The following is an 11,957-nucleotide window of genomic DNA, read 5'->3' on the forward strand; positions in this document are numbered from 1 at the left end:
GTTCGGGAGACCGCTCCGCTCGCTGGCATGAGCGACAAGGCCGCTTTCCCGGCGGAGGTTCACCGCTCACGCAACTCCTCCGCGTCTCGGCGTCTCTGCGCGAACCACTTCCTTCTTCTCTCCGCGCCATCGCGCCTTCGCGTGAACCCGCCTTCTTCGTTGCCCGGTGGCACGAAGCCAAACTTGCCGCCTCCCCCGCCCCACACTAAAGGCCGGCGATGGACCATATTTCCGATCGCCGCACCTTTGCGATCATTTCCCATCCCGACGCCGGCAAGACCACGCTGACCGAAAAGCTGCTGCTGTTCGGCGGCGCGATCCATCTGGCGGGCGAGGTGAAGGCACGTGGGGCCGCCCGGCGCGCGCGATCGGACTGGATGAAGATCGAGCAGCAGCGCGGGATTTCGGTCACGTCGTCGGTGATGACGTTCGAACGCAATGGCCTCACCTTCAACCTGCTCGACACGCCGGGCCACGAGGATTTCAGCGAAGATACCTATCGCACGCTGACCGCGGTCGATTCGGCGGTGATGGTGATCGACGCGGCGAAAGGCATCGAGCCGCAGACCCGCAAGCTGTTCGAAGTGTGTCGGTTGCGCAGCGTGCCGATCATCACCTTCGTCAACAAGGTCGATCGCGAGGGGCGCGACCCGTTCGAGTTGCTCGATGAAGTCGCCGACATGCTGCAACTCGACGTGTGCCCGATGACGTGGCCGGCGGGGATGGGCGGCCAGTTTGAGGGGATTTACGATCTGGTCGACAACCGGCTGTTGCAGCCCGAGGCCGGGACCAAGGATTTTCAGGGCAAGGTCGAACAGTTCACCGGGCTGGACGACGATCGCATCGATTCGGTGCTGTCGCCGGAGGGGGCAGAGCGGCTGCGCGAAGAGGCCGAGCTGGCGACCGGCGGCTATGCGAGCTTCGATGTCGGGGCGTATCGCGCGGGCGATCTGACCCCGGTCTATTTCGGATCGGCATTGAAAGAATTCGGCGTCGATTCGCTGATCGACGCGATCGCGCGCCACGCCCCCCCGCCCCGCCCGCAGCCCGCCGAGCCGGCCCCGGTCGACCCGACCGACGACCGCGTGACCGGGTTCGTGTTCAAGGTGCAGGCGAACATGGACCCCAATCACCGCGACCGGATCGCGTTCATGCGGCTGTGTTCGGGGGTCTTCAAACGCGGCATGAAGCTGACGCCCACGGGCCATGGCAAGCCGATCGCGATCCATTCGCCGATCCTGTTCTTCGCGCGCGAACGCGAACTGGCCGACGAAGCCTATCCGGGCGATATCATCGGGATTCCCAACCATGGCACGCTGCGGGTGGGCGATACGTTGTCGGAACGGGCCGATGTCCGCTTCACCGGCCTGCCGAACTTCGCGCCGGAAATCCTGCGCCGCGTGGTGCTGAAGGACCCGACCAAGACCAAACAGTTGCGGAAAGCCTTGGACGACATGGCCGAGGAAGGCGTCACGCAGGTCTTCTATCCCGATATCGGGTCGAACTGGGTGATCGGCGTGGTCGGGCAGTTGCAGCTCGAAGTGCTGCTGAGCCGGCTGGAGGTCGAATACAAGGTCGCGGCGGGGCTGGAAATGGCGCCGTTCGAAACCGCGCGCTGGATTTCGGCGGGCGATCCGACCGACCTGAAGGCGTTCACCGATCTGCATCGGTCCGCAATGGCCAAGGATCGCGACGGGAACCCGGTGTTCCTGGCGAAGAGCGCGTGGGAGGTCGGGTATATTGCCGACCGGTATTCCAAGGTGACGTTCGCGGCGACGCGCGAGCGGTAGGGTTCACGCGAAGGCACGAAGGCACGAAGGGTAGAAGTTCGCGCCGAGATGCGGAGGGTTGCGGTCGTGCGAGCCGGTGCCCTGCGCAGCCGAGCGCCAGATGAGAGCCGCTGGCGCGGCATATGATGAAGTCGCCATACCCCGCCCACGCGTCGCCCCGGACTTGATCCGGGGTCCCGCTTCTTCTTTTGGCCGGGCGTAGAAGGAGAAGCGGGACTCCGGGTCGAGCCCCGGGTTGCGGGTGGAAGGCCCTCCGCGTCTCTGCGTCTCTGCGCGAAATCTACCCTTCTTCGCGTTCTTCGCGTTCTTCGCGCCTTCGCGTGAACCCCATCATGCGACCCAGTCACGCTCCAACCGGCGGCTGGCAAGCGCCATCAGGGCACCGGCGACCAGATACAGGCACAGCGCCGCCGCGATGGCGTAGCGGAGCGATTCGCTGCCATAGGTTGGAGCAAGGCCCTTCGACAGTTGGCCGACCACCCAGCTCCCCAGCCCCAGCCCGATCAGGTTGTTGATGAGCAGAAAACAGGCCGAGGCGGTGGCGCGCATATGCGCCGGTACCAGATGCTGGACGGCGGTCAGCACCGGGCCGAGCCAGACATAGACCAGCGCCTGCGGCACCACGAACAGGGCGAACGCCGCGAGCCAGCCGTTCGACAACGTCCCGGCAATGAACAACGGCGTGCCGAGCACATAGCAGAGCGCGGGCAGCAGGGCGTACCAGCGCTTGTTACGGGCGCCGAGCCGGTCGCCGAGCGAACCGCCGAGCAGGATGCCGGCCACCCCGCCAGTCAGCAGCAGCGCACCGAAGAACTGGCCAGTCTGGATCAGGTCGAGGCCGAAACTGCGCATCATCAGGCTGGGCATCCAGAAACCGACGCCATAGCCGCACATCGACCCCGCCGCCGCGCCGAAGGCGAGCAGCCAGAAACTGGGTTTGCGCGCGAGAATGCCGAAGACGCGGCCGACCGGGATGCGATCGGCGGCCACGGCGGCGCGCGGCGGGTCCTTTACCAACAGGCGGAAAAACGGCGCGATGACGATGCCCGCCAGCCCGACCGCGTAGAAGGCGGTGCGCCATTCGACCGCCTGCGCGATATAGCCGCCGAGCAGGACGCCGCCCGCCGCGCCCAGCGGAATACCAAGCGAATAGATGGCGAGCGCGCGGGCGCGCCGTTCGGGGGGAAAGGTATCGGCGATCAGCGCATAGGAGGGGGCGACGCCGCCCGCCTCCCCTACCCCTACGCCCAACCGGTACAGGAACATCTGGGTGAAGTTCTGCGCGGTGCCGCACAGTGCGGTGAAGGCACTCCATACGGCAAGGCTGAGCGTGATGACCCAGGTGCGGCTGGTACGATCGGCGATCAGCGCCAAGGGGATCGCCAGCGTCGAATAGAGCGCGGCAAAGGCGAGGCCGCCGAGCATCCCCATTTGCCCGTCGTCGAGGCCGAGATCGCGCTGGACCGGTTGGGCGAGGATCGCGAGAATTTGCCGATCGAGGAAGTTGAAGCTGTAGACCAGCAACAGCATGGCGAGGGTAATGCGGGGATTTTTCATGCGGTTACTCAAGTTCCTCCCCGGCACGGGGAGGGGGACCATGCGTAGCATGGTGGAGGGGGGTCGCCACCTCCACCAGAGTTGCGATTGGGGACAGCCCCCTCCACCAGCTTCGCTGGTCCCCCTCCCCGTGCCGGGGAGGATTTAGAAGCGGACCTCGAACGTCGCGGTCGCGGTGCGCGGCGGGCCGTAATAGCCGATGATCGAATTGCCGAAGAGCGCGCCGGGGAAGTTGTAGCCCCCTACCCGATAGCGTTGGTCGGTCAGGTTGCGCAGCGCGACGCCGAGGCGGTAGCGGCCGCTCCCCGAAAGCCAGTTGGCCGAGGCGTTGACCAGCGCATAGCCGTCCTGATCGAGCGCAGGGGTCGGGATTTCGAACAAGGCGTAATCGCTGCGCAGCGTGACTTCGGGCGTCACCGACAGCGAACCACCGGCAAGGTCGGTCGAGGCGGTGAACGATGCCGCGGCGGTGAATTCGGGCGTATTCTGGAACACGCGCTGGTTCGACACGTCCACCGGCGTGGTGCCGCCGCCGATAAAGGTCAGGAATTGCTTATAATCGGCATTGGTATAGCCGAACGACACCTGTGCCGAGAAACTGCGCGACGGGACCATCCGCCCCTCGATCTCCAGCCCGTAGATATCCGCCTTGCCGGCATTGTCGACGAAGCTGGCGATGCCGCCATTCACATTGGGCACCTGAATCGTGACCTGTTGATCGGTGTAGCGCGAATAATAGCCGGCCATGTTCAGGAACAGGGTGCGGTCGAGGAACGCGTCCTTCATGCCGATTTCATAGCTGGTGATCTTTTCAGGATCATAGCCACCCACCGTCGTCGGCGTGAACACCGCGTCGCCGCGCATGTCGAACCCGCCCGATTTGAACCCCCTGCCCCACGACGCATACAGGTTCAGATCCTGCCGCGGTTCGTACGCGATCGAGACGCGCGGGGTGAACTGGTCGAAACTGCGGTCGTTGGTGTAATCGGTGCGGATCAGGCCGGCCACCGCAGCGGCATTGCCGAACGCCGGGCTGCGGATGCCGGTATAGTTGCGGCGGAATACCGTGCCGGTCTTGTCGTCCCTGGTATAGCGCAGGCCCGCCGAGATCTTCAGCCGGTCGGTCAGGTCGTAGCTGACGTCGCCGAACGCGGCATAGCTCCTGGTCCGTACCTGTCCCGAGGTCAGCGTGGTCAGGTTGAGGCCGCCGAGCACAGTGTCGAACGCGCCCGACGCGTCGGCGTTGAGGTAATAGAGGCCGACGACGCCCTGCACCCGCTCCCCCTCGATCAACAGTTGCAGTTCCTGGGTGAATTGCCAGTCGTCATATTCGGCGGGCACGTCGAGCGTCGGCAATGCGGTATTGTCGAAATCGATGACGGTGTTGGTCGCCCCTTCGCGGTAGGCGCTGATCGATTTGAAGGTGAGCAGGTCGGACAGCCGGAACTCGCCGGTCAGCGACAGCCCCTGCGCCACCACCCGGTTGCGATCGCCGACCCCGGCGCGGGTGTCGTACACGCTGGCGGTCGGCGCATAGCGCGGATCGGTGCCGTTCCCCAGCAGCCGGGTGCCGTGGCGCGGGTTCGACCGGTCGAGCGTCCGGTCGCCGGCGACGCGCACGAAGATGCTGTCGCTCGGCGTCCATTCAGCCGAGACGCGCGCGGCCAGCACGTCCTTGTCATATTGGTCGGCACCGGTGGTCAGGTTCCGGCCATACCCGTCGCGCTTGTACCGCGCGACCGCGCCGCCGATCGACAGCGTATCGCCGATCGGCACCGTCACCTGCCCGATCAGGTCGAACTGGTTGTACGCGCCATAGGATGCGCGCGCGGCACCGGCAAAGTCATGGCCCAGCCGCCTCGTCACATATTTGATCGCGCCGCCGATGGTGTTGCGGCCATAGAGCGTGCCCTGCGGCCCGCGCAGCACCTCGACCCGCTCCACGTCGAAGATGTCGAGCACCGCGCCCTGCGGCCGGGCGACATAGACGTCGTCGAGATAGAGGCCGACGCCCGGTTCGAAGCCCCAGAGCGGGTCCTGCTGCCCGACGCCGCGGCTGAACGCGATCAGCGTGGAGTTCGAACCGCGCGCGATCTGCAGCGTCAGGTTGGGCGTCTTGTCCTGCAACGCGGTGATGTCGACCGCGCCGCTGCGGGTCAGTTGGTCGCCGGTCACCACCGACATCGCAATCGGCACGTCGATGACGCTTTCCGCGCGGCGGCGGGCGGTGACGACGATGTCGCCGTCGCCCTGATCCTCGACCACCGACGCCGATTCGGCGGGAGTTTCGGGTGGTGTTTCGGTGGTTTGCGCCAGTACGGGCGATGCGACCAGCGCCGCCCCCAGCAACAAACCCGCGCGGATTCCGAACGTGCGACGCATCGACCTCTCCCTGTCATGGACGCCACCCGTTGGCCGGGTTGTACGTCGTTGTGCTTGGCTATACTGAAAGCTGAACCGGGTTTCAACTTATGCCCGGACCGGGAGAGCATGTTTTATGGCCGACACGGGCGCGAGCAGCACCGACGACGACAAGACGCCGCGCACCGAACGCGGCCGCCGCACCCGTCGCGCGATCCTCGACGCCGCCGCCGCCGAATTCGGGGAAAACGGATTTCACGAAGGATCGATCAGCGCGATCACGCGGCGGGCCGGCGTGGCGCTGGGCAGTTTCTACACCTATTTCGAGTCGAAGGACGCGGTGTTCCGCGCACTGGTCGCCGATATGTCGGCACAGGTGCGCGATCATGTCGCCCCGGCGATCGCGCAAGCCGATGGGCAGATCGCGGCGGAGCGCGCCGGACTGCTGGAGTTCATCCGCTTCGTGCGGGCGCACAAGGAAATCTACCGCATCATCGACGAAGCCGAATTCGTCGATCCGGCCAGCTTTCGGCTTCATTATTCGACGACCGCCGACCGCATCGCCGCCCGGCTGCGCGCAGCGGCGGATCGCGGCGAGGTTTCGGGCGACGTGTCGGAGGTCCATGCCTGGGCGATCATGGGCATGAACGTGTTTCTGGGGCTGCGCTACGGCGTGTGGGACGAGGATCGGACGCCGGAGGCGGTGGCCGATGCGGTCGCCGTGCTGCTGGCGCGTGGCCTCGCCTGAGCGTTACTTCTTCAGCAGATCCTTCAGCGCACCCAGCGGCGACAGCGGCCCCGCCTCTTCTTCCTTCAGCACGCCGGCGGTGCGCAGCACTTCCTCGGCACGGGGGCTGCGTGGATAGGGATCGAGCGCCAGTGCCAGCGTTTCGGCCGCGGCCTCGCCCATATCGATCGACCCACCAGCATAGAACATCGTGTCCATCGCTTCGTCGTCGAGTTCGAACTCGCCACCATCGACGCTGCCTTCGGGCAGGAAGCGTAGGGTGAAGGGTTCGTCGACCGATTCGGGCACTGGTTCGCCGCTGGCGACGCAGGGTTGCGCGACCTGTGCGTTCAGACGGCCGGTGGCGACGATGCCGCCGGCGTCGCGGTGCAGGCTGTAGTCCGCTTCGAGCGAATCGAGCGCGAGCAGGCCGAATCGCCCCATCAGCCGGCGGCGTTCGTCGGCATCGGCGGCGATATGCTGGCGGATTTCGCCCTCCCCGATCTGGTCGATGCGGACGGGGCGGTGGAATTCAGGGGTCATTCGGGCAGCTTTCCGGCAAGAAGATCATCGACCGACACGGCGTCGAGCGCTGCGCGCAGCCGGCGCAGATGCGCCGCGACGTACACGAGCGCATGGGCATCGGGTTCGACGCCGCGATACAGGTTGCGGACCAGCGCCGATTCGAACGAACCGTCGGCCAGCCCGTCGCGATACGCACCGATCCGCCCGCCGAGCATCGCCATCATCCGCCCGATATGCTTGCCGACGACCATGTCGCCAAAGCCGATCTGGCGAAGCTGTCCGTCCATGTCGTCCACGAAACATTCGGCGAGCGACGCGGCTGGCGCGGCCCCTGCCCCCTCGCCCTCCAGCCGGAGCATGACCATCGACAGGATGGCGGCGATCATGTCGAACCGGCCGTCGAGCGTGTCGGGCACCTGTCCGTCGAGATACCATGCAGGTTGCCGCCCGCGCGCGACGACCGCGTCGTACAGGGTGGCGGCGACCCGTGGGGGCGGCGCACGACGGAACAGGCGAGGCAGACGCATGGTTCTCCGGCAGGCAAGGGCGCGCTTGTGGATGGCGCGGGTCCGTCATATTGAACGCGTGGCCGCGCGATGCAATCGGGTGTGGCCCGGTCGCGCGTTCGCTGGACGGAGATTTTATGGTTCGCTTCCCCACCCGTGGCGCAGTGGCGCTGATGATCGCCTGTGCCGCGGCGGGCCTGGGAGGCTGCACGAAGCTGCGCAGCCATCAGGGCTATGTGATCGATCCCGATCTGGTCAACGCGGTGCAACCGGGCGTCGATACCCGCCAGTCGGTGCTGCAAACGCTGGGTACGCCGACCTTCGTCGGGCAGTTTTCGGACCGCGAATGGTTCTATCTGTCGCGCGACAGCCGCAATCTGGCGTTCAACCGCCCGCGCGCCGTCGACCAGACGACGCTGAAGATCACGTTCGATCAGGCCGGCAACGTGACCAAGATCGACCGGACCGGCGTCGATCAGGTCGTCGGGATCAGCCCGTCGGACAAGAAGACGCCAACGCTGGGCCGCGAATCGAACTTCTTCAGCGACCTGTTCGGCAATATCGGCACCGTCGGTGCGCCGGGCACGGGTGGGCCGGGGCCAGGCCAGCAGTAAGGGCTGAAGGGCGAGCGTCCTTCTGCGTCATCCCCGCGCGGGCGGGGATGACGGTACAGGGCGTGGACGATCGCTTCCGCCCAAGTCTTTCGGAACGCTGACAACCGCATTCGCCGATCGTTCAGCGCGAATCGCCCATTCCGTCCTCATCAACCGATGACGGGAGAGCGTATATGCGTAATATCATTCTAGCCGTGCTGGCCGCGACGGTGGCCGTACCGACCATGGCGGCACCGGCCGCCGCACAATCGATGCGCGAATTGCGGCGCGACCGGGCCGACTTTCAGGATGCCCGGCACGAATATCGACAGGCGCTGCGCTACGGCGACCGCCGCGACATCCGCGACGAACGCCGCGATCTGGAACGCGCCCGTGCCGATTATCGCCAGACGCTGCACGAGCGGCAGTGGCGGCGCGACGCGGGGCACGGCGCGCATCGCGGAACGTATGCGCGCGGCAACTGGAACGCGCCGTTCCGCTATCAGGCATTTCGCCCCGGCGCGGCGATCGGGCGTCCCTTTTATGGACAGCGTTATTGGGTGAAGGATCCCGGCCGTTATCGCCTGCCGCCCGCGCGCGGGTATCAGCGCTGGGTCCGTCACTATGACGACGTCGTGCTGGTCGATGCCCGGCGTGGGCGGGTAATCGACGTAGTCCGTAATTTCTATCGGTAAAAACAACGGGCTGGGCCTTATGCCCGGCCCGCGGTTCGGCCGCGCCGTCGGTACGCTCGGCGCGGCCGGTGCGCAGGGGCACCAGTCCCGAAAGGGGATTTAGGACCGTTTTTGCGAACGTCCGGGACTCGCAAGGGTTCAATTGCAGTGCACAAATAGTTGACCATCCCACTCATGCCTTAGTCTGAGCCCGCTTGCCGATCCGCCGCGCCGCCGACTAGCGTCGCGGCCGGGGCATATCGGGGGCTGTCATGGACGCGGCGATCGCGTGGATCGACGGGATCGCGCGCGAAACCATGTTGTTTGCCGCGATCGGATTTCTGATCGGCGGGATCGACGATCTGGCGGTCGACCTCGCCTATATCGTGCGGGCGATCCGCATGCGGTGGCGTCGATCGGGGGTGCCGGTCATGGCCGATTTCCCGGTCGCGACCTGTTGCGGGCGGATCGCGGTGCTGGTGCCGGCATGGGACGAGGCGGCGGTCATCGGCGCGATGCTGCGCGCGACGCTGGGCCGGTTCGATCATCCCGACTGGCGGCTCTATGCCGGTGCCTATCCCAACGACCGGGCGACGATCGATGCGATCACGGCGGTGGCGGCACAGGACGCGCGCGTCCGGCTGGTCCTGAACCCGCATCCCGGCCCGACCACCAAGGCCGATTGCCTCAACGCGCTGTGGCGGGCGGTGCTGGCCGATGGCGCGGCGGAGGGCAGGGCGTTCACCGCGATCGTCCTGCACGATGCGGAGGATGTGGTGCATCCCGGCGAGCTGCGGCTGTACGATCATCTGCTGCGCCGCGCCGATGCGGTGCAGATCCCGGTGCTGCCGCTGCCCGATCCGGCGTCGCGCTGGGTATCGGGCCATTATATCGATGAATTCGCCGAATCGCATGGGCGGCAATTGCCGGTGCGCGATGCGCTGGGCGCGGGGTTGCCGTTCGCCGGGGTCGGCTGCGCGATATCGACCTCGATGCTGGCGCGGATCGCCGAGCCGCGTGGCGGTTTGCCGTTCGACGATGCCAGCCTGACCGAGGATTATGAATTATCACGAGCTCAAGATAAGCCCCATTATAGCGTCAAAAGTGTTATGCCGATCGAGAATAAAATCGGTTTGAAATCGGGGCGTTATCAACAATTATAATCAACATAATTATTGCATGGACCCCAGGTCCTTACCGAAAACTGGGTGTGAAGTGGCACTTTGGCGGTGAAGTTGGTGCCTTTCAGTCAAAGCCCGAATCGCAACTGATGAGTTTTGGCGGCCAGACCTAGGGATGGCATGCCACCTGAAGGGCTGGTCGAGCAGAGACGGCACGTATCTCAATGCCGCCCAATGGATCGGTGAGGTTATCAAGGCAGTCCGACGTGAGTTGATCGAAAAGCCAGTTGTCCTAACCCTTACCGCGTCCAGCTTGCCCAGAAATCAAAGCCCCGGTCCCTGCCCCGAAGACCACGGCTGTGGGAGAAACGAAGGCTGACGCCAACTCTTCTACGACACACAACAAGCCACGTCAGCGCAGCGTCAAGGCTGCAGCCAAACGGCGATAAGGGCATAACTCGCTATGCCGCCTTGGCGTCAAAACAGTTTGGTTGTTACATCCGCATATTGATCCTTTTTGCTGGAAATGGTGGAGAGCCGCCTAACCGCTTTGGAGAAAGCGGAGGCGGTAGCGGCCGTTCATTCAGGGTCGGTCGGTAGGCAGCTATGCGCCCCAATTCCGATCATTAGGATCGCTGGCTCTGTAGGCCGAAAGCGGTCGCGACGTTCGATCAAAAGGTTGCCTTTCAAGGCATGAGGCGATCAGAGTGACTTTATGCCATTCGAGACTGACCAGCACCTGCGAAGCTATCTCGACGGCAATCAGCTCGCCCGCGAGCGCATGTGCCTTGCCATCCTCGCGACAGACCGACGGTTCATTGACGTCAGGCCGCGCCAGCCGGCCGGTGGTCCCGACGGCGGCCGCGACCTGGAGGCGAAGCTCTCGGCTGGCGGCCGCGCGTTCGGCGCGATAGGCTTCGTCAACCGCGCCAGCGACTCCGCGCCTGAGCGCCGTAAGATCAGGAAGAAGTTCGAGGCCGACGTTGCTGCGGCGCCGCTGGACCGGGCGGACGCGATGTTTGTGTTCATGACCAACGTCGCCCTAACCGCAGGCGACCGCGATGAGATGGAGCGCCACGCACGGGCGAATGGGTTCAGCGACTGCGACGTTATCGACCGCGAGCGGCTCCGCATCGCGCTGGATCAACCTTCCGGCTTCTTCATCCGCTTCGAGCACCTGCGGATACCGCTTTCCGAGGCCGAGCAGGCGAGCTTCCTCGCGCAGTACAGCGAAGGCATCCAAGCCGTGGTGACGACGGGGTTCCAGCGCGTCGACGAGGCGCTGGCGCGGCTCACCTTCCTGGCAGAGGCCGGGGATCTGCTAACCGGGCTGCACGTCCGCTTCGACCTGGATCGGACCTACCCCGCCAACGAGATCGGCCACTACCGAGCCTTCATGCTCGTCTATCTGACCGAGGTCACGAACGGGATCTGGGCGATACTGTTCGGCTCCTCCGACCTGTCGAACCGTTTCCGGGAGGCCACTGACACCCCGTTCACCCCTCAGGTTGCAGGCATCCGTCACGGCATCGCATTCGCCCAGTGGGAGAGGAGGTTCGACATGGAACGGCTGCGACGCGCGGAACTGGGGGCCGAGGGCGATAAGGGAGCCACCGATGGGGAAGGTGACGTCGATGGGCCGACGACCGAGCTGCCCGCGTTCGAGACCCATGGCGGCGGGAGCTCGGTCGGGATTGACGAGGTGGCCGGGATCACGATCAGCTACCGCAAGGAGCGGCACGGCGTCAGCTTCCCGCATGAGCGCGGGATCAAGTTGCGCGACCTGCAGGATGCGGACACACTGCCTTTCGTGAGCCGCTCGTTCGCAAGGAAGGTGCGCCGCATCAGGATCTTCGCGAATGGCTACGAACTCGACGATCTCGGGCCGGGTGACTTCTTCGTCGACGAGAGCAAGACCGGGCTCGACATCGACAACAGGTTCTCAGCCGACGAGTTGAAGGATCCCTGGGTGAGGCTGCGGCCCCGGCGATCCTCGGCGTACCAGTTCGACTTCTACCGCAAGACGCCGAGGCGCATGTTCAAATCGCCAGGATCGGGGTCAGAGCAGGGCGGCTGAAGGTGGGCGGAACGTCGGCTTTCGCC

At 65.3% G+C, this 11,957-nt stretch carries 10 protein-coding genes; 6 read left to right on the forward strand and 4 right to left on the reverse strand.

The genetic code is table 11. From position 1 onward, the window contains the following. Positions 1-218 precede the first annotated feature (218 nt). A complete protein-coding gene (locus ASE90_RS08190; protein WP_055998725.1) occupies positions 219-1,790 on the forward strand; it encodes a peptide chain release factor 3 in 1,572 nt (523 codons plus the stop codon). Positions 1,791-2,120: 330 nt separating this feature from the next. On the opposite strand, the gene ASE90_RS08195 is transcribed toward ASE90_RS08190, so the two are convergent. Both ASE90_RS08195 and ASE90_RS08200 read right to left on the reverse strand, forming a co-directional pair. Next, positions 2,121-3,347, reverse strand: a complete 1,227-nt coding sequence (locus ASE90_RS08195) for a spinster family MFS transporter (RefSeq protein ID WP_235531721.1) — start codon at positions 3,345-3,347, stop codon at positions 2,121-2,123. A gap of 144 nt (positions 3,348-3,491) precedes the next feature. After that, entirely contained in the window at positions 3,492-5,729 is a 2,238-nt protein-coding gene (locus ASE90_RS08200) for a TonB-dependent receptor (protein WP_055998729.1), read from the reverse strand. Between the two features lie 115 nt (positions 5,730-5,844). Between ASE90_RS08200 and ASE90_RS08205 the strand changes: the two genes are divergently transcribed. Continuing rightward, positions 5,845-6,456 carry a TetR/AcrR family transcriptional regulator gene (locus ASE90_RS08205; RefSeq protein WP_055998731.1) on the forward strand — a complete coding sequence of 204 codons (612 nt, stop codon included), beginning with the start codon at positions 5,845-5,847 and terminating at the stop codon, positions 6,454-6,456. Between the two features lie 3 nt (positions 6,457-6,459). Here ASE90_RS08205 and ASE90_RS08210 read toward each other — a convergent pair whose 3' ends face one another. Further along, on the reverse strand, positions 6,460-6,978 hold the full coding sequence (locus ASE90_RS08210) for a YceD family protein (protein WP_055998733.1): 519 nt from the start codon (positions 6,976-6,978) through the stop codon (positions 6,460-6,462). Beyond that, a complete protein-coding gene (locus ASE90_RS08215; protein ID WP_055998735.1) occupies positions 6,975-7,487 on the reverse strand; it encodes a ubiquinol-cytochrome C chaperone family protein in 513 nt (170 codons plus the stop codon). Before ASE90_RS08215 ends, ASE90_RS08210 begins: the two co-directional genes overlap by 4 nt. A 116-nt stretch (positions 7,488-7,603) precedes the next feature. On the opposite strand from ASE90_RS08215, the gene ASE90_RS08220 reads away from it, so the two are divergent. The 4 genes from ASE90_RS08220 (at position 7,604) to ASE90_RS08235 (ending at position 11,931) form a co-directional block, all read left to right on the forward strand. After that, a complete protein-coding gene (locus ASE90_RS08220) occupies positions 7,604-8,080 on the forward strand; it encodes an outer membrane protein assembly factor BamE (protein ID WP_055999205.1) in 477 nt (158 codons plus the stop codon). A 173-nt stretch (positions 8,081-8,253) separates the two neighbouring features. Beyond that, complete coding sequence (locus ASE90_RS08225; protein WP_055998737.1) at positions 8,254-8,754, forward strand: RcnB family protein; 501 nt, start codon at positions 8,254-8,256, stop codon at positions 8,752-8,754. Between the two features lie 251 nt (positions 8,755-9,005). Further along, the gene (locus ASE90_RS08230; RefSeq protein WP_055998739.1) at positions 9,006-9,896 is read left to right on the forward strand and encodes a glycosyltransferase; all 891 of its coding nucleotides are present in this window, start codon (positions 9,006-9,008) and stop codon (positions 9,894-9,896) included. 673 nt (positions 9,897-10,569) lie between these two features. After that, positions 10,570-11,931, forward strand: coding sequence for a hypothetical protein (locus ASE90_RS08235; RefSeq protein WP_055998741.1), 1,362 nt, complete (start codon positions 10,570-10,572; stop codon positions 11,929-11,931). Positions 11,932-11,957: the final 26 nt, after the last annotated feature.

Source organism: Sphingomonas sp. Leaf67, from assembly GCF_001421965.1.
Classification (GTDB): Bacteria; Pseudomonadota; Alphaproteobacteria; order Sphingomonadales; family Sphingomonadaceae; genus Sphingomonas.